Consider the following 18129-nt stretch of genomic DNA (forward strand, 5'->3'; position numbering starts at 1 on the left):
CAGGCTACAACCCGTAAGGAGCATTCATGCGTCATTACGAAATCATCTTTTTGGTCCACCCGGATCAAAGCGAGCAAGTCGGCGGCATGGTTGAGCGTTACACCAAGCTGATCGAAGAAGACGGCGGCAAAATCCACCGTCTGGAAGATTGGGGCCGTCGTCAACTGGCCTACGCAATCAACAATGTTCACAAGGCTCACTACGTGATGCTGAACGTTGAGTGCACTGGCAAGGCCCTGGCCGAGCTGGAAGACAACTTCCGCTACAACGATGCAGTGATCCGTAACCTGGTCATCCGTCGCGAAGAAGCCGTTACCGGCCAATCCGAGATGCTCAAGGCTGAAGAAAACCGCAGTGAGCGCCGTGAGCGTCGCGACCGTCCTGAGCACGAAGGCGCTGATAGCGCTGACAGTGATGACAGCGACAGCAGCGATAACGCTGACGAGTAATCCACGGACCTTATTAAGGAGCCTATCAAATGGCACGTTTCTTCCGTCGTCGTAAGTTTTGCCGCTTCACCGCTGAAGAAGTGAAGGAGATCGATTACAAAGATCTCAACACTCTGAAAGCCTACGTATCCGAGACCGGCAAAATCGTTCCAAGCCGTATCACCGGTACCAAAGCACGTTATCAGCGTCAGCTGGCCACCGCTATCAAGCGCGCCCGCTTCCTGGCCCTGCTGGCCTACACCGACAGCCACGGCCGCTGAGACCGGGCAGTCGACAAGTAGTAAGGGATTGAATGCATGCGCGCCTTAGCTGAGTTCATCATGCGCGGTCGTGTGCAGGCCACTCTGGTAGTGGCTGGATGTGCGGCATTGCCGTTGCTTTATTGGTTGGGTGCTGCCGCAGGTTGCCTTGTGCTGCTGCGGCGCGGTTTGAAGGACGCTCTTGGCGTTCTTGCCCTGGGTTTGTTGCCTGCCTTGATCTGGTGGCTGCAAATGGGTGATCCACGGGTACTTCTGGTACTGCTGGGGTCATCGAGCCTTGCGTTGGTTTTACGCGCAAGTGAGTCCTGGGTCCGCACGCTGCTGGTCAGCGTGGCATTGGGGTTGGTGTACTCAGTGATGCTTGGCGCGGCTTTCCGCCCGCAAATCGAGGCGCTGGCGCAGGAGATCGTCAAGATCCTGCCGCTGGCCCTCGGGGATCTCTACCAGCAATTGTCGGTAGATGAGCGAGCGCGGTTTGCATCACTGATTGCCCCGGTCCTGACCGGCCTGATTGCGGCTTTGTTGCAGGTCGTCAGCGTGCTGAGCCTGATTATTGGGCGTTATTGGCAGGCGTTGTTGTACAACCCAGGTGGTTTTGGTCGCGAGTTTCGCAGTATCAGAATCCCCGCGGGACCAGCGATGTTGCTGCTGGCGTGCATGGTTATCGGACCGAACTTCGGGACCCAGATGGCCTTGTTAGCGCCGATTTGCAGCGTACCGCTGGTGTTTGCCGGGCTGGCCCTGATTCATGGGCTTGTTGCGCGCAAGCGCCTGGCCAGGTTCTGGCTGGTGGGGTTGTACGTCACGCTGTTGCTGTTCATGCAGCTGATCTATCCGTTACTCGTGGTCTTGGCCATTGTCGACGGCCTGATTGATTTTCGCGGTCGTCTGGCGCCGAAAGACGCCGATAACGCGAACGGTGAAGGTTAAAAGTTAGAGGATTTTCACATGCAACTGATCCTTCTGGAAAAAGTCGCCAACCTGGGCAACCTGGGCGACAAAGTGAACGTTAAGGCCGGTTACGGTCGTAACTACCTGCTGCCATACGGCAAAGCCACCGCTGCAACCGCTGCCAACCTGGCTGCGTTTGAAGAGCGTCGTGCTGAGCTGGAAAAAGCAGCAGCAGACAAAAAAGCTTCGGCCGAAACTCGCGCTGCCCAACTGGCTGAGCTGGAAGTGACTATCACTGCCACCGCCGGTGACGAAGGCAAGCTGTTCGGTTCGATCGGCACCCACGACATCGCTGATGCACTGACCGCCTCCGGCGTTGAAGTGCAGAAGAGCGAAGTTCGTCTGCCGAACGGCACCATCCGCAACGTAGGCGAATTCGACGTAGCCGTGCACCTGCACGCTGAAGTTGAAGCCACCGTACGCGTTGTAGTGGTAGCAGCTTAAGCAGCACCTAACTGACTGGCACCTCGCGTGTCAGCCAGTTAACATCGGGCACGATCCTGTTTACAGGTCGTGCCTTTTGTTTTTTTACGATCCCCAAATTCCAAGTGGCCATGAACGATATCTCCGCTCCTGAGCAATACGATCTGCAAACCGCTGCCCTGAAGGTGCCGCCGCATTCCATCGAGGCCGAACAGGCCGTGCTCGGTGGTTTGATGCTGGACAACAACGCCTGGGAACGCGTGCTGGATCAAGTCTCGGATGGCGATTTCTACCGTCATGACCACCGCCTGATCTTCCGCGCCATCGCCAAGCTGGCCGACCAGAACTCGCCGATCGACGTGGTGACCCTGGCCGAGCAGTTGGACAAGGAGGGTCAGACCTCCCAAGTGGGTGGCCTGGGTTACCTCGGTGAGCTAGCGAAGAACACGCCATCGGTCGCCAACATCAAGGCCTATGCGCAGATCGTCCGTGCGCGGGCCACGTTGCGCCAGTTAATCGGCATCGCCACCGAAATCGCCGACAGCGCCTTCAACCCGGAAGGTCGTACCGCTGAAGAAATTCTCGACGAAGCCGAACGGCAGATCTTCCAGATCGCCGAGGCACGGCCGAAAACCGGTGGCCCGGTCAGCGTCAACGACCTGCTGACCAAGGCGATCGACCGTATCGATACCTTGTTCAACACCGACAACGCGATCACTGGTCTGTCCACCGGCTACACCGACCTGGATGGCATGACCAGCGGCCTGCAGCCGTCTGACTTGATCATCGTCGCCGGCCGTCCGTCCATGGGTAAAACCACATTCGCCATGAACCTCGTGGAAAACGCCGTGTTGCGCAGCGACAAGGCAGTGTTGGTTTACTCCCTGGAGATGCCAGGCGAATCGCTGATCATGCGTATGTTGTCGTCCCTCGGTCGCATCGACCAGACCAAGGTACGTGCCGGTCGCCTGGAAGACGACGATTGGCCGCGCCTGACCTCGGCGGTCAACCTGCTCAACGACCGCAAGCTGTTTATCGATGACACGGCGGGCATCAGCCCGTCGGAAATGCGCGCACGGACCCGACGCTTGGTGCGTGAGCACGGCGATATCGCCCTGATCATGATCGACTACCTGCAACTGATGCAGATCCCAGGTTCCAGCGGCGACAGCCGTACCAACGAGATTTCCGAGATTTCCCGCTCGTTGAAAGCCCTGGCCAAGGAATTCAACTGCCCGGTGGTTGCCCTGTCGCAGCTCAACCGTTCCCTGGAGCAGCGGCCGAACAAGCGCCCGATCAACTCCGACTTGCGCGAATCCGGAGCGATCGAGCAGGATGCTGACGTAATCATGTTCGTTTACCGGGACGAGGTGTATCACCCGGAAACTGAGCATAAAGGCATCGCTGAAATCATTATCGGTAAGCAGCGTAACGGCCCGATCGGTACCACGCGCCTAGCGTTTATCGGCAAGTACACCCGCTTCGAAAACCTGGCGCCGGGCAGTTACAACTTCGACGACGAGTAAAAACGTCGTCGCCAATTCCGACTGCAAAGGTCGGAATTGGTCAAAATTTGTGCTATATTCCGCGCCCGCGATTTTTCATCTCAACACCGGTCACCGTCATGCAAACAGCCAAGCCGTTATTTGACTATCCCAAGTACTGGGCCGAATGTTTCGGTCCTGCGCCATTCCTGCCGATGAGCAGGGAGGAGATGGATCAGCTTGGCTGGGATTCATGCGACATCATCATCGTCACCGGTGATGCCTACGTTGACCATCCGTCGTTCGGCATGGCGATCATCGGCCGGCTGCTGGAGTCCCAAGGCTTCCGCGTCGGGATCATTGCCCAGCCGAACTGGCAGTCCAAAGACGACTTCATGAAGCTCGGCGAGCCGAACCTGTTCTTCGGCGTCGCGGCCGGCAACATGGACTCCATGATCAACCGCTACACCGCCGACAAGAAAATCCGTTCCGACGACGCCTACACCCCTGGCGGCATGGCGGGCAAACGCCCGGACCGTGCGAGCCTGGTGTACAGCCAGCGTTGCAAGGAAGCCTACAAGAACGTGCCGATCGTGCTGGGCGGCATCGAAGCCTCCCTGCGCCGCATCGCCCACTACGACTACTGGCAGGACCGCGTGCGCAACTCGATCCTGATCGACGCCACCGCCGATATCCTGCTGTACGGCAATGCCGAACGGGCCATCGTCGAGGTTGCCCAGCGCCTGTCGTGGGGCCACAAGATCGAAGACATCACCGACGTGCGCGGCACCGCGTTCATTCGCCGTGACACGCCTGCCGGCTGGTACGAAGTGGACTCCACGCGCATCGACCGGCCGGGCAAGATCGACAAGATCATCAACCCGTACGTGAATACCCAGGACACCCAGGCCTGCGCCATCGAGCAGGAAAAAGGCCCGGTGGATGACCCGGAAGAAGCCAAGGTCGTACAGATCCTGGCCAGCCCGCGCATGACCCGCGACAAGACCGTGATCCGCCTGCCGTCGGTGGAAAAAGTCCGTGGCGATGCGGTGCTCTATGCCCACGCCAACCGCGTGCTGCACCTGGAAACCAACCCGGGCAACGCTCGTGCCCTGGTGCAGAAACACGGCGAAGTGGACGTGTGGTTCAACCCGCCGCCCATTCCGATGACCACCGAAGAAATGGACTACGTGTTCGGCATGCCTTACGCACGCGTTCCGCATCCTGTTTACGGCAAGGAAAAGATCCCGGCCTACGACATGATCCGCTTCTCGGTGAACATCATGCGTGGCTGCTTCGGCGGTTGCACCTTCTGCTCGATCACCGAGCACGAAGGCCGCATCATCCAGAACCGTTCCGAAGAGTCGATCATTCGCGAAATCGAAGAGATCCGCGACAAAGTCCCTGGCTTTACCGGCGTCATCTCCGACCTCGGTGGCCCGACCGCGAACATGTACCGCATCGCCTGCAAGAGCCCGGAAATCGAATCCGCGTGCCGTAAGCCATCGTGCGTGTTCCCGGGCATCTGCCCGAACCTGAACACCGACCATTCGTCGTTGATCCAGCTGTACCGCAGCGCCCGTGCGTTGCCGGGTGTGAAGAAGATCCTGATCGCTTCCGGCCTGCGCTACGACCTGGCTGTCGAGTCGCCGGAATACGTCAAAGAGCTGGTAACGCACCACGTCGGTGGTTACCTGAAGATCGCCCCGGAACACACCGAGGAAGGTCCGCTCAACCAGATGATGAAGCCGGGCATTGGCAGCTATGACAAGTTCAAGCGCATGTTCGAGAAGTACACCAAAGAAGCGGGTAAGGAGCAGTACCTGATTCCGTACTTCATCGCCGCCCACCCTGGCACCACCGATGAAGACATGATGAACCTGGCCCTGTGGCTCAAGGGCAACGGTTTCCGTGCCGACCAGGTGCAGGCGTTCTACCCGTCGCCGATGGCCACCGCCACCGCGATGTACCACTCGGGCAAGAACCCGCTGCGTAAGGTCACCTACAAGAGCGACGCGGTAACCATCGTCAAGAGCGAGGAGCAACGCCGTCTGCACAAGGCGTTCCTGCGTTACCACGACCCGAAAGGCTGGCCGATGCTGCGTGAAGCGCTGACCCGCATGGGCCGTGCCGACCTGATCGGGTCGGGCAAGGACCAACTGATCCCGCTGCACCAGCCGTCCACCGACAGCTACCAGAGTGCCCGGCGCAAGAACTCGACGCCGGCCGGCAGCCACAAGGTCGCCAAGGAAACCACCACCAAGATTCTCACCCAGCACACCGGCCTGCCGCCCCGTGGCAGCGACGGCAGCAACCCGTGGGACAAGCGTGAGCAGGCCAAGGCTGCGGCCCAGGCGCGTAACAAGCAGGCGGCCAAAGAGCGCACCGATGCGGCCAAGGGCAAGGGCGGCAAGCCTGCGCGCAAGCCGGTTGTGCCGCGTTGATCGCTGCTTGAATATGCAGAACGCCAGCCTTGTGCTGGCGTTTTGCTTTCTGGTCGGGGGTGAGCCTGTTTGGTAAGGTGGCGCCCATTAGATCGCTATCGGGGGCAAGCCCCCTCCCACACTGACGGTGTTCACAGACCCAAATGTGGGAGGGGGTTTGCCCCCGACGAGGCCCGATCTGCCACCCTCACTTTCAAGGACGAACAACCATGGGCAACCCCCTGGCCGGCATCGGCATGGACTCCAACCGCTCCCAGTTCATGGCGCGCCAGCGCATCGAAAGCCAGATCAACCTGCCGCGCCTGTTCGCCGCCATCGACGCCGACCCCGGCATCGTCGGCGCGGGCGTGGTGTACATCGACGCCGATTTCAACATCATCACCCTGCGCGAGTTCAAGCCGATCTGCAGCATCAAGCCCAAGCGCATCATCTTGCGCGAGGCGCAGAAGTACATTGCGCCGACGCAGTTTGCTCAACATGTCGTGAGCAATCCTCGAGAGTCCCGACTGATTGGCGAATCCGTAAATACCGGAATCTCCTGCTTGGGCGCTGTCATCAGTTGGGTTGCGATCGCCAGTGGAACGATTCTGGTGCCTTTCAGTGCCGGCGCCAGTTCCGTCATCGTTGTGGTGGGGTATGCGGCTGCCGGTGCAAGTTCGCTTCAGTGTTTCAACGGCATTGCTCGAACAGCGCTGGAGGTAGCCAAACCTGAGGTAAAGGATTGGCTCGACAGTGAAGGTTGGTATCAGAATGCTTCCATTGTGCTGGACGCAGTATCACTGGCAGGCGTGGGCGCTTCGGCCCTGACGACGGTCAAGCTGGTCAGTGCCGCCAAAGCATCGACGGGTAAGAGCCTGCGTGACGTGCTTCGCGGGTTGAATCGACAGGAAAGAGCCAAGCTCACGAAAGAGCTACTGAGCATCAACCATCCGAGCTTGAGCGCAAAAATGCTCAAGTTGAAGCAGGCGTCGGGTGAACTCACCAAGCGTTTCACCCCTGCGCAGCTCAAGCACAGCACCACTACCCAGATCAAAGAAGTCCTGGGCGCCAGCGTAGGGTTTGGCGGGAGCGCGTACTCCGGAAACGTCAACACCATTGCGATAGGGGTGTACGAGGAAATAAACGAATGAACGACTTGATGACGTTGCGAGACTTTTTCAGGCATTACTTCCTGACGTTTCTTGGCGGCGTATTCGCTGCGTACTTTTCGTTGGCGTTAGCTGTGGCGCTGGCGTTCGTCACCTATTTTCGGGATGTGCCGATGGCTCAAGTGGGGCTCAAGATCATAGTGGTCGGGGCGCTGCTCATTCTGTTGACGGTCCATAGCAACTTTATGATTTTGCGGGGCCGACCCTCCTGGGTATGGGTGATGGTCGGTATCTACGTCGCCTGTCTACTGTTTGTATTTCCAATGGTTCAGTACCAGCCTCATAAGGTTCTCTATGGGTTGGCGCTGTTATTCCCGTTCCTCGGATTGTTGACACTTAACAGCAAGGTTCAACGAGAGATGCGTACAAAACTCGTTGGAATCCGCCGCCTGCGCCAAGCCGTCATTGCACAACGCAAAGCTCACTGACTGGGTAGATTCACCACCTACGTTCGCACGTGCGCCACAAATATGTGCAACCCTCGCACCACGGCACCTGCGATGGCGCCGTTTTGGTGCTGTACTGCACCGGGTCTTACGATAAAGCGCAATGACCGCCGCAGTGGCATAAGTCTTGCGCGCGTTGTGTCCATGCCCTGGCTCGCAGGAGGCCGCCGTGTCGATTCATGTCGCGTTGCACCATGTTACGCATTACCGCTATGACCGGGCTGTCGAACTCGGCCCGCAGATCGTGCGTTTGCGCCCGGCCGCCCATAGCCGCACGCGGATTTTGTCCTACGCGCTGAAAGTGCTGCCCGAGCAGCACTTCATCAATTGGCAGCAAGACCCCCAAGGCAACTACCTGGCGCGCCTGGTGTTCCCGGAAAAGACCGATGAACTGCGGATCGAAGTGGACCTGGTCGCTGAGATGGCAGTCTTCAACCCGTTCGACTTCTTTCTCGAACCCTATGCCGAAAAAATCCCCTTCAGCTACGCCGCCGATGAGCAGCGTGAGCTGGCGCCATATCTGGAAACCCTGCCGCTGACGCCGAAGTTTGCCGCCTACCTGGCCGGCATCGACCGCACGCCGTTGCCCGCCGTGGACTTCCTGGTGGGGCTCAACCAGCGCCTGGCCAATGACATTGGCTACCTGATCCGCATGGAACCGGGCGTGCAAACCCCGGAGTTCACCCTGGACAACGCCTCCGGCTCCTGCCGTGACTCGGCCTGGCTGCTGGTGCAATTGCTGCGCAACCTGGGGTTGGCGGCGCGGTTTGTCTCCGGTTATCTGATCCAGCTCACCGCCGACGTCAAAGCTCTCGACGGCCCGTCCGGCACGGAGGTGGACTTCACTGACCTGCACGCCTGGTGCGAAGTGTATTTGCCCGGCGCGGGCTGGATTGGCCTGGATGCCACCTCCGGGCTGTTCGCCGGTGAAGGGCATATCCCGTTGGCCTGTAGTCCTGATCCATCGTCTGCCGCGCCGATCAGTGGTTTGGTGGAACCGTGCGAGTGCGAATTCACCCACGAAATGTCGGTAGAGCGCATTTGGGAAGCCCCACGGGTGACCAAGCCCTACACCGAAGAGCAGTGGCTGGCGATTCAGGCGCTGGGCCGGCAGATTGATGGCGACCTGCTCAAGGACGACGTGCGCCTGACCATGGGCGGCGAGCCGACTTTCGTATCCATCGACGACCCCGATGGCGCAGAGTGGAACACCGCAGCCCTTGGCCCGAACAAACGTCGCCTGTCCGCCGAGCTGTTCCAGCGCATGCGCAAGCACTACGCGCCCAAGGGCCTGGTGCATTTTGGCCAGGGCAAGTGGTACCCCGGCGAGCAACTGCCACGCTGGTCGCTCAACTGTTACTGGCGTCGAGACGGTGTGCCGATCTGGCACAACAGCGCGCTGATTGCCGATGAGCAAGAGGACTACGGTGCGGATGGCGTGATGGCCGGGCGTTTCCTGGCCAGTGTGGCCGAGCGCCTCAAGTTGCCGGCGCGTTTTGTGTTCCCGGCCTTTGAAGACAATTTTTACTACCTGTGGCGTGAAGGTGCGTTGCCACAGAACGTCACCGCCCAAGACCCTCGTTTGAATGATGACCTGGAGCGTGAACGCCTGCGCAAAGTGTTCAGCCAGGGCCTGGATAAAATCATCGGCCAAGTGCTGCCGCTGGCGCGCACCGCCGCCAATGACCGCTGGCAGAGCGGGCGCTGGTACCTGCGCGATAATCACTGCCGCCTGGTGCCGGGGGATTCGCCGCTGGGCTATCGCCTGCCACTGGCGTCGCAGCCGTGGGTGACGGCGGCGGAGTATCCGTTCGTGCATCCCACCGATCCCAATCAGGATCAACCGCAGCTGCCGACCACCGCGCAATTGCAAAGCCACGGCGAACCCGCGCCGAGCGAGGACCGTGTGCCAGAGGTGGATGAATCCGCCGACTGGCTGACCCGTACCGCGCTGTGTGCCGAAGCCCGTGAAGGGCGGCTGTACCTGTTTATGCCGCCCCTGGAGCGCGTCGAGGATTACCTGGAGTTGGTGGCCGCCATCGAAGCCACCGCTGAAGAGCTGCACTGCCCGGTGCTGCTGGAAGGCTACGAGCCGCCGTTCGATATGCGCCTGAGCAACTTCCGGGTCACGCCGGACCCAGGCGTGATTGAGGTCAATGTGCAGCCGTCTGCGACCTGGGATGAGTTGGTCGAGCGCACCGAGTTTCTCTACGAAGAGGCTCGCCAGACTCGCCTGACCACCGAAAAATTCATGATCGACGGCCGCCACACCGGCACCGGCGGCGGTAACCACTTTGTGCTCGGCGGCGCCACGCCCAAGGATTCGCCGTTCCTGCGCCGCCCCGATTTGCTGCGCAGCCTGATCAGCTATTGGCATAACCACCCATCGTTGTCCTACCTGTTCTCCGGCCTGTTTATCGGCCCGACCTCCCAGGCGCCGCGGGTGGATGAAGCGCGCAACGATGCGCTGTATGAGCTGGAAATCGCCTTCGCACAAATGCCCGAGCCGGGTGAAGAATGCCCGCCATGGCTGGTGGATCGCCTGCTGCGTAACCTGCTGATCGACGTGACGGGCAATACCCACCGCGCCGAATTCTGTGTCGACAAGCTGTACTCGCCCGACGGCGCTACTGGCCGCCTGGGCCTGCTGGAGCTGCGCGCCTTTGAAATGCCGCCCCATGCGCGCATGAGCCTCACCCAGCAATTGTTGCTGCGGGCGCTGGTGGCGCGGTTCTGGCGTGAGCCTTACGCGCCGCCGAAACTGGCGCGCTGGGGCACCGAGTTGCATGACCGTTTCCTGCTGCCGCATTTTATCGAGCAGGACTTTGCCGACGTGATCGTCGAACTCAACGCCGCCGGTTACCCGCTGCGCGCCGAATGGTTCGCCGCACATCTGGAGTTTCGTTTCCCCAAGGTCGGCGATTACGCCGTCAGCGGTATCGAGCTGGAACTGCGCCAGGCCCTGGAACCCTGGCACGTGCTGGGCGAGGAGGGCGCAGTAGGCGGCACGGTGCGTTATGTGGATTCGTCCCTGGAGCGCCTGCAAGTGAAGTTGAGCGGGTTGCCATCGCAACGCTATCTGCTGACCTGCAACGGCATCCCGGTGCCGCTGCAACCCACCGGGCGCGTCGGCGAGTTTGTCGCGGGCGTGCGTTACCGCGCCTGGCAACCGGCCAACTGTCTGCAACCGACCATCCCGGTGCACGCGCCGTTGGTGTTTGACCTGCTCGACACCTGGATGCAACGCTCGTTGGGCGGTTGCCAGTACCACGTCGCGCATCCGGGCGGACGCAATTACGACAGCTTGCCGGTGAATGCCAACGGCGCTGAGAGCCGGCGGCAGGAGCGGTTTTTCCGCTTGGGGCATACGCCTGGAAAACTGCCGGTGCCAAACCTGGAGATTAATGACGAGCTGCCGATGACTCTGGATCTACGACGTTTCTCCAATAAAAAAGACTGAATGCGATTTCACTGTGCCCTGGGCTCTTGTGGTGAGCGAGCTTGCCTCGCGCGGGGCAAGCCCGCTCACCACAAAAGCCCGGCGACCACAGGGGATTTGCAGTGTTTGTTGAGTTAATCTGAGCCCCTTTGCCTCTGCCGAGCGTTCCATGTCCGACTTGCTCGACCGTTACCCGCTGACTGCGGGCACTTATCACGAACTGCTGGATGGCAGTGGCGCGGTGCGTGCCCATTGGCAGCGCCTGCTTGATCACCTGCAACGCAGCACCCCCGCGCAACTGGCCCAGCGCCAGGCGCTGCTGACGCGGCAGATCCAGGAAAACGGCGTGACCTACAACGTCTACGCCGATCCCAAGGGCGCCGATCGTCCGTGGGAACTGGACCTGCTGCCCCATGTGCTGGCCGCCGATGAGTGGCAGCACCTGTCGGCCGGTATCGCCCAGCGGGCACGCCTGCTCAATGCGGTGCTCGCCGATCTGTATGGCCCGCAACGCTTGATCAAGGAAGGCCTGCTGCCGGCGGAGCTGGTGTTCGGGCATAACAATTTCCTCTGGCCGTGCCAGGGTATCCAGCCACCCGACGGTGCCTTCCTGCACCTGTACGCGGTTGACCTGGCGCGCACACCGGATGGGCGTTGGTGGGTGACGGCCGATCGTACCCAGGCGCCGTCGGGCGCCGGCTATGCGCTGGAAAACCGCACCATCGTGTCCCGCGCCTTCCCGGACTTGTACCGCGACTTGCAGGTGCAGCACCTCACCGGCTTCTTCCGCACGCTCCAGGAAACCCTGGCCCGCCAGGCTCCCGGCGATGACCAGCCACCGCTGATCGTGCTGCTCACGCCTGGCCGTTTCAACGAAAGCTATTTCGAACACCTCTACCTCGCGCGCCAGCTCGGCTACCCGCTGGTGGAAGGCGGCGACCTCACCGTGCGCGACAGCACCGTGTTCCTCAAGACGCTCAGCGGCCTGCGCCGGGTGCACGCGATCATGCGGCGCCTGGACGATGACTTCTGTGACCCGCTGGAACTGCGCACCGACTCGGCCCTCGGCGTGCCGGGCCTGCTGGATGCCGTGCGCCAGGGTAATGTGCTGGTGGCCAATGCCCTGGGCAGCGGCGTGCTGGAATCCCCTGGGTTGCTCGGCTTTTTGCCGAAGATCAACGAATTCCTGTTCGGCGAAACACTGATCCTGCCGTCCATCGCCACCTGGTGGTGCGGCGAAGCGCCGGTGCTCGCCGAAGCCTTGGAGAAACTGCCGGAGCTGCTGATCAAACCCGCGTTCCCCTCGCAGAGTTTCGCCCCGGTATTCGGTCGCGATCTGAACGATGAACAACGCGACGCCCTGGCCGAACGCATGCGGGCGCGGCCGTACGCCTATGTCGCTCAGGAGCTGGCGCAACTGTCCCAGGCGCCGGTGTGGCACACCGTGGATGACCACCTGCAGCACCGCGCCATCGGCATGCGTGTGTACGCGGTGGCCAGTGACGAGGGCTATCGCGTATTGCCCGGAGGCCTGACCCGCGTGGCCGCCGAGGCCGATGCCGAAGTGGTGTCGATGCAGCGCGGCGGTGCGAGCAAGGACACCTGGGTACTCGGCGAGCGCGCCGCCGGTGGCGAGCAGTGGCGTGCCCAGCGCACGATTGGTGCCCACGACCTGGTGCGCCGCGATCCTTATCTGCCGTCACGGGTGGTGGAAAACCTGTTCTGGTTTGGCCGTTATTGCGAGCGCTGCGATAACAGCGCGCGCTGGTTGCGTATCGTGCTGGCGCGTTACGTCGACGGCGACGATCCCTTGGCGTTGCAGGCGGCGGTGGAGTTGGGCGAAAACCTGCGCCTGCTGCCCGAAGAGGGCGAATTGCCTGAGCGTCTGCTTGGCGCATTGCTCGGCGACGACTGGCCATCGAGCCTGCGCGCCAACCTGCAACGCTTGCAGTGGGCGGCGTCCCAGGTGCGTGGCAAGTTGTCCCGCGAGAACTGGCAGGCGCTGGTGGAGCTGCAACGCGAAGCCATGGAGCTGGAACGTGAAGCGCCGGACTTTGGCGAGTTACTCGATTTTCTCAACCGCCTGGTGATGTCCCTGGCGGCGCTGTCCGGCTTTGCCCTGGACGACATGACCCGTGACGAAGGCTGGCGTTTCCTGATGATGGGGCGGCGCATCGAGCGCCTGCAGTTCTTGAGCAGTAGCCTGGCAGCGTTCCTGCGGGGTGTGGCGGTGTTCGATCAGGCGGGGCTGGAGTGGTTGCTGGAGCTGGGTAACAGCAGCATCACCTACCGCTCGCGCTACCTGGCGGTGCCGCAGTTGATCCCCGTGCTCGACCTGCTGCTGTTGGATGAGCAGAACCCTCATGCGGTGCTGTTCCAGCTCAAGCTGGTCAGCCGCACCGTGCGTCGCCTTAATGACGACTTCGGTGTCCCACGGGAAACCGGGCTGGCGCCCTTGGTGGAGCGTTTGGCGCGTTTCGACCTGGGCTGCCTGGAGAACCCGCTGTTTGGCGAGTCCGGCGTACGTGCCGCATTGGACGGTTTGGCCGACCTGCTGCAAGCGGTGGCCGACGAAAGCGGTCAAGTGTCGGATCGCCTGGCCCTGCGCCATTTTGCCCATGTGGATGATGTCAGCCAGCAAACGGTGTCGGTGTAATGAGCGCGCGCTATCAGATTTTTCACGATACCCACTACCACTACGACAGCCCGGTGTCCCTGGCCCAGCAGTTGGCGCACTTATGGCCACGGCCCTGTGCCTGGCAGCGCTGTACCTCGCAGCAACTGGATATCAGCCCGGAGCCGACCTCGCGCCGCGATGAGCTGGACGTGTACGGCAACCCGATCACTCGCCTGGCGTTCGAACGGCCCCATGATGAACTACTGGTCAACGCCGGGCTGACCGTGGAAGTACTGGCGCGGCCCGCGCTGGATTTCCAGCAGTCACCGGCCTGGGATCAGACCCGTGACAGCCTGACCTACAGCAGCCAGCCGATGACGGCTGAGCGAATCGAAGCCTGTCGGTATCGCTTTGAATCGCCCTACGTGCACCTGAAAAAAACCTTCGTCGAGTTCTCCGAAAGTTGCTTCCCGCCCGGTGAGCCGTTGCTGTTGGGCGTGCAGGCGTTGATGGAAAAGATCTTCAGCGAATTCACTTTCGATGCCGAAGCCACCCAGGTCGCCACGCCGCTGGTGGAAGTGCTGGAGCGCCGTCGTGGCGTGTGCCAGGACTTCGCCCACCTGATGCTTGCCTGCCTGCGCTCGCGGGGGCTGGCGGCGCGGTATGTCAGCGGTTACCTGCTCACCCAGCCACCGCCCGGCCAGCCACGGCTGATCGGCGCCGACGCGTCCCATGCGTGGGTCTCGGTGTTTTGCCCGGTGTCAGGCTGGGTCGATTTTGATCCGACGAACAATGTGCAGCCGGCACTGGAGCACATCACCCTGGCCTGGGGCCGGGACTTTTCCGATGTGTCGCCGTTGCGTGGGGTGATTCTGGGGGGAGGGAGCCATGACCCGGAGGTGCGGGTGACGGTGATGCCGCTGGAGTAGCGGTTGAGGAGGGTGAGCAGGGTGGGCCTGCTCACCACAAAAGAAATTATTCAGCCGGATCCTTTGGTGTTTCAGTCTCGTCGCTCGTTTCTTCAGCATCGACGTCCGGGTTCAGTGCGCCGGCTTCTTCGTCTGCAGCGGCTTTCTTGCGTTGCAGTTTTTCCTCTTTCTTCTGTTCCTTGGCCAAGTCTCTCTGACGTTTGGCGAAGGAGTAATTAGGTTTGGCCATGGGCGATCCTCTAGGGTCGAAGGTGAGGGTGGCGGCGCGCAGCTGCCTTGGGTCGCTATGGTAGCAGCTTAGCAGCGCGCTTTGCCTTCACTTACCGCAGGCGTACGCGGCCAGCAGGCCATTGAACAGGTGATTGAGGCGCATGGTTCGGACTCCAGTGGGTAATGGGCCGATCATAGGGAGGTACTGCGACTTTGGCTGGTAGATTGTGTTGATAAGTCTGATAGCCTAAAGTTGTATACAATCTGTTGATTCAGATCATAAGAATTCAAGCCTGTTTGATGCACCCTTATCGCAATCCGCGTTTTTTAAACCCTGCCTTGGAGATTCACATGTTTGCCAAACTCGTTGCTGTTTCCCTGCTGACTCTGGCGAGCGGCCAGTTGCTTGCCGCAGAGTGCAAGGTCACCGTCGACTCCACTGACCAGATGTCCTTCAATACCAAGGAAGTCGTGATCGACAAGAGCTGCAAGACGTTCACTGTCGAACTGACTCACTCCGGCAACCTGCCGAAAAACGTCATGGGCCATAACTGGGTGCTGACCACTGCCGCCAACATGCAACCCGTTGCCACTGAAGGCATGGCCGCTGGCATCGACAAGAACTACCTGAAAGAAGGTGACGACCGCATCATCGCCCACACCAAGATCATCGGTGCCGGCGAGAAAGATTCGGTGACGTTCGATGTGTCGAAGCTGGCCGCCGGAACCGACTACGCGTTCTTCTGCTCGTTCCCAGGCCACATCTCGATGATGAAAGGCACGGTGGTCGTCAAGTAAGACCGCGTTATCGTTCATCGGGGGCAAGTCGAATCGTCGCACCGCCCCTCCCACATTGGATCGCATTTCAAAAGGTGGGAGGGGGCTTGCCCCCGATGACTATCTGACAGTCACTACAAAACTGCCTGACTCACCTCAAGGCGCAAACGGCATCACCCGCTTGTGCTCAGTCTTGCGATACGTCTCGCAGATAATCCTGAACGCTTCCTCGCGCACCGCTTCACCGTGCAGGAACGCGTCAATCTCCGCATAGGTCACGCCATGTGACGCTTCATCCGGCTTGCCTGGCGACAGGTCTTCGAGGTCGGCAGTCGGGATCTTCTCCACCAACGATTCCGGCGCGCCAAAGTGCCGTGCAATCGCACGCACCTGGTTCTTCACCAGCCCGCTCAAAGGCGCCAGGTCGCACGCACCGTCACCGAACTTGGTGAAAAAGCCCATCACCGCTTCCGCCGCGTGGTCGGTGCCGATCACCAGGCCACCGGCCGCGCCGGCGATGGTGTATTGCGCCACCATGCGCATGCGCGCCTTGGTGTTGCCCAGTACGAAATCGCGGGACACCGCCGCCTTGCCTTCGAACGCAGCCACTTCACTGGCCAGGGCTTTCACCGCCGGGCCGATGTTCACGGTGTGGCGCTCGTCCGGCTCGATAAAGTCCACCGAGGCCTGGGCGTCGATTTCGTCGAACTGGGTGTCGTAGGGCAGGCGCACCGCGATAAAACGGTAAGCCTCATCACCGGTGCTGGCGCGCAGGTCCTGCATCGCACGTTGGGCCAACAGGCCGGCGGTCAGGGAATCGACGCCGCCGCTGATGCCCAGTACCAATGCCTTGAGCCCGGAGTTGCGCAGGCAATCCTGGATAAAAGCCACGCGGCGGGCCACTTCGGCCTCAAGGTCGGCCTGGTTGTTGAACGGCGCTTGCACCTTGAGTTGCTGCGCAATCTCACGCTGTACGGCTTGCATGATTCACTCCTTGCTGGAAATGGCAGGTACTTTGAAAACATGACGCAAATAGGCGACAAAATTCGGGTCGGTGCAGTGGGTCTTGCCCGCTTCATCGGAGATTTTGGCGACGGGCTGGCCATTGCACGCGGTCATTTTAAGCACGATGCTCATCGGTTCCACCCCTGGAATATCGCAGGTCAGGTTGGTGCCGATGCCAAAGCTCACATTAATGCGACCGCGCAGCGCCCGGAAAATCTCCAGGGCCTTGGGCAGCGACAGGCTGTCGGAGAACACCAGGGTCTTGCTCATCGGCTCGATCCCCAGCTTGTGGTAGTGGGCGATGGCTTTTTCGGCCCACTGCACCGGGTCACCGGAGTCGTGGCGCAGGCCGTCGAACAGCTTGGCGAAGTACAAGTCGAAGTCACCGAGGAATGCATCGGTCGTGATGCAGTCGGTCAGGGCAATGCCCAAAAGGCCCCGGTATTCGCGGACCCAGCAATCGAGGGCGGCGATCTGGCTGTCGATCAGGCGCGGGCCGAGTTGCTGGTGGGCCATGATCCATTCGTGGGCCATGGTGCCCAGGGGCTTCATGTCCAGCTCGCGGGCCAGGTGCACGTTGCTGGTGCCGACGAAGCGCCCAGGGAAGTCGTGCTTGAGTACAGTGACCACTTCTTCCTGCACCCGGTACGAGAAGCGCCGGCGCGTGCCGAAGTCGGCCACTTGCAGTTCCGACAGTTCCTCGCTGCTGGCATTCGCCGTCAGCCAGTCGAACTTGCGGTACAGCTGCTCGCGGGCCTGTTCGAGGATCACGGTCTGGTAGCGGTAGCGGTTACGCACTTCGCTGACAATGGCCAGCATCGGCACTTCAAACAGGATCACATGCAGCCACGGGCCGCGCAGGCGGATAAACAACTCGCCGTTTTCGATGCCGGTCTGCACATAACGCAGGTTGAAGCGGAACAGCCCGAGGAAACGCAGGAAGTCCGGCTTCATAAAGCTGATGCGTTCCAGGAAGCCCAATTGGTCCGGGCTCAGGCTCAGCTCGGCGAGGCGCTCGATCTGGTAGCGGATCTCCGCCAGGTAGGGGCGCAGGTCTTCACTGTTACGGCAACGAAACTCCCATTCAACTTCCACGTTCGGGTAGTTGTGCAGCACCGCCTGCATCATGGTCAGCTTGTAGAAGTCGGTGTCGAGCAGGTTCTGCACGATGCGATCGGCAAACACACTCTCGCTCATAACGGGAATCTCCAGACGGGTCGGCGTTGGGCGCCGGCCTTTACGCACAATTAAGGAAGGGGGCTAGTGGCGCATAGACCCGTGGGGTTTTGCCAGTGATTTTTTTTGGTGTGGCTACTGGCCTCATCGGGGCATGGGTATCTACACAACTCTCAAAGGCTTACACATAACACTGTGGTGAGCGGGCTTGCCCCGCGCTGGGTGGCGAAGCCGCCCTAAAACTAGGTGATCGGGTTCTTGCTGATGCTACGCGGTGTTTGTTATTGGGGCTGCTTCGCAGCCCAGCGCGGGACAAGCCCGCTCACCACAACAGCCCATTTGCCATAGATTCAGCATCCACTGGAAGTTGT

At 60.8% G+C, this 18129-nt stretch carries 15 protein-coding genes; 12 read left to right on the forward strand and 3 right to left on the reverse strand.

Annotated features, from left to right (window positions below):
* The first annotated feature begins 26 nt into the window (after positions 1–26).
* From rpsF to EJD88_RS23050, 11 genes are all read left to right on the forward strand, one after another.
* The gene (rpsF, locus tag EJD88_RS23000) at positions 27–449 is read left to right on the forward strand and encodes a 30S ribosomal protein S6 (protein WP_003171371.1); all 423 of its coding nucleotides are present in this window, start codon (positions 27–29) and stop codon (positions 447–449) included.
* 29 nt (positions 450–478) lie between these two features.
* A complete protein-coding gene (gene rpsR, locus EJD88_RS23005; RefSeq protein WP_003171373.1) occupies positions 479–709 on the forward strand; it encodes a 30S ribosomal protein S18 in 231 nt (76 codons plus the stop codon).
* A gap of 36 nt (positions 710–745) precedes the next feature.
* Positions 746–1639 (forward strand): hypothetical protein, encoded by an 894-nt coding sequence (locus tag EJD88_RS23010; protein WP_158879117.1) that lies wholly within the window; start codon positions 746–748, stop codon positions 1637–1639.
* Between the two features lie 18 nt (positions 1640–1657).
* On the forward strand, positions 1658–2104 hold the full coding sequence (gene rplI, locus EJD88_RS23015) for a 50S ribosomal protein L9 (RefSeq protein WP_003171376.1): 447 nt from the start codon (positions 1658–1660) through the stop codon (positions 2102–2104).
* A 110-nt stretch (positions 2105–2214) separates the two neighbouring features.
* Positions 2215–3609, forward strand: coding sequence for a replicative DNA helicase (gene dnaB / locus EJD88_RS23020; RefSeq protein ID WP_064450415.1), 1395 nt, complete (start codon positions 2215–2217; stop codon positions 3607–3609).
* 98 nt (positions 3610–3707) lie between these two features.
* Complete coding sequence (locus EJD88_RS23025) at positions 3708–6011, forward strand: YgiQ family radical SAM protein (protein ID WP_099583666.1); 2304 nt, start codon at positions 3708–3710, stop codon at positions 6009–6011.
* Between the two features lie 209 nt (positions 6012–6220).
* Positions 6221–7141, forward strand: a complete 921-nt coding sequence (locus EJD88_RS23030) for an NAD synthetase (RefSeq protein ID WP_112193135.1) — start codon at positions 6221–6223, stop codon at positions 7139–7141.
* Positions 7138–7587 carry a hypothetical protein gene (locus EJD88_RS23035; protein WP_158879118.1) on the forward strand — a complete coding sequence of 150 codons (450 nt, stop codon included), beginning with the start codon at positions 7138–7140 and terminating at the stop codon, positions 7585–7587. Before EJD88_RS23030 ends, EJD88_RS23035 begins: the two co-directional genes overlap by 4 nt.
* Positions 7588–7774: 187 nt before the next feature.
* Positions 7775–11065, forward strand: a complete 3291-nt coding sequence (locus EJD88_RS23040; RefSeq protein ID WP_158879119.1) for a DUF2126 domain-containing protein — start codon at positions 7775–7777, stop codon at positions 11063–11065.
* A 148-nt stretch (positions 11066–11213) separates the two neighbouring features.
* Positions 11214–13700 carry a circularly permuted type 2 ATP-grasp protein gene (locus EJD88_RS23045; RefSeq protein WP_112193141.1) on the forward strand — a complete coding sequence of 829 codons (2487 nt, stop codon included), beginning with the start codon at positions 11214–11216 and terminating at the stop codon, positions 13698–13700.
* Entirely contained in the window at positions 13700–14590 is an 891-nt protein-coding gene (locus tag EJD88_RS23050; protein ID WP_112193143.1) for a transglutaminase family protein, read from the forward strand. Before EJD88_RS23045 ends, EJD88_RS23050 begins: the two co-directional genes overlap by 1 nt.
* Positions 14591–14636: 46 nt before the next feature.
* Here the strand turns inward: EJD88_RS23050 and EJD88_RS23055 are convergent, their stop codons facing one another.
* Entirely contained in the window at positions 14637–14819 is a 183-nt protein-coding gene (locus EJD88_RS23055) for a hypothetical protein (RefSeq protein WP_099583660.1), read from the reverse strand.
* A gap of 332 nt (positions 14820–15151) precedes the next feature.
* Between EJD88_RS23055 and azu the strand changes: the two genes are divergently transcribed.
* Positions 15152–15598 carry an azurin gene (azu, locus tag EJD88_RS23060; protein ID WP_158879120.1) on the forward strand — a complete coding sequence of 149 codons (447 nt, stop codon included), beginning with the start codon at positions 15152–15154 and terminating at the stop codon, positions 15596–15598.
* A gap of 135 nt (positions 15599–15733) precedes the next feature.
* Here the strand turns inward: azu and nadE are convergent, their stop codons facing one another.
* Together nadE and pncB are read right to left on the reverse strand one after the other, a co-directional pair.
* Complete coding sequence (nadE, locus tag EJD88_RS23065) at positions 15734–16561, reverse strand: ammonia-dependent NAD(+) synthetase (protein WP_158879121.1); 828 nt, start codon at positions 16559–16561, stop codon at positions 15734–15736.
* A 3-nt stretch (positions 16562–16564) separates the two neighbouring features.
* Positions 16565–17779 carry a nicotinate phosphoribosyltransferase gene (gene pncB / locus EJD88_RS23070; RefSeq protein WP_099583657.1) on the reverse strand — a complete coding sequence of 405 codons (1215 nt, stop codon included), beginning with the start codon at positions 17777–17779 and terminating at the stop codon, positions 16565–16567.
* Between the last annotated feature and the right edge of the window lie 350 nt (positions 17780–18129).

The organism is Pseudomonas sp. PB105 (assembly GCF_009764655.1).
GTDB classification, from domain to species: Bacteria; Pseudomonadota; Gammaproteobacteria; order Pseudomonadales; family Pseudomonadaceae; genus Aquipseudomonas; species Aquipseudomonas cyclaminis.

Coding starts and splice junctions, on each gene's coding strand:
- rpsF (WP_003171371.1), top strand. CDS start 27: ATGCGTCATTACGAAATCATCTTTTTGGTCCACCCGGATCAAAGCGAG.
- rpsR (WP_003171373.1), top strand. CDS start 479: ATGGCACGTTTCTTCCGTCGTCGTAAGTTTTGCCGCTTCACCGCTGAA.
- EJD88_RS23010 (WP_158879117.1), top strand. CDS start 746: ATGCGCGCCTTAGCTGAGTTCATCATGCGCGGTCGTGTGCAGGCCACT.
- rplI (WP_003171376.1), top strand. CDS start 1,658: ATGCAACTGATCCTTCTGGAAAAAGTCGCCAACCTGGGCAACCTGGGC.
- dnaB (WP_064450415.1), top strand. CDS start 2,215: ATGAACGATATCTCCGCTCCTGAGCAATACGATCTGCAAACCGCTGCC.
- EJD88_RS23025 (WP_099583666.1), top strand. CDS start 3,708: ATGCAAACAGCCAAGCCGTTATTTGACTATCCCAAGTACTGGGCCGAA.
- EJD88_RS23030 (WP_112193135.1), top strand. CDS start 6,221: ATGGGCAACCCCCTGGCCGGCATCGGCATGGACTCCAACCGCTCCCAG.
- EJD88_RS23035 (WP_158879118.1), top strand. CDS start 7,138: ATGAACGACTTGATGACGTTGCGAGACTTTTTCAGGCATTACTTCCTG.
- EJD88_RS23045 (WP_112193141.1), top strand. CDS start 11,214: ATGTCCGACTTGCTCGACCGTTACCCGCTGACTGCGGGCACTTATCAC.
- EJD88_RS23050 (WP_112193143.1), top strand. CDS start 13,700: ATGAGCGCGCGCTATCAGATTTTTCACGATACCCACTACCACTACGAC.
- EJD88_RS23055 (WP_099583660.1), bottom strand. CDS start 14,819: ATGGCCAAACCTAATTACTCCTTCGCCAAACGTCAGAGAGACTTGGCC.
- azu (WP_158879120.1), top strand. CDS start 15,152: ATGTTTGCCAAACTCGTTGCTGTTTCCCTGCTGACTCTGGCGAGCGGC.
- nadE (WP_158879121.1), bottom strand. CDS start 16,561: ATGCAAGCCGTACAGCGTGAGATTGCGCAGCAACTCAAGGTGCAAGCG.
- pncB (WP_099583657.1), bottom strand. CDS start 17,779: ATGAGCGAGAGTGTGTTTGCCGATCGCATCGTGCAGAACCTGCTCGAC.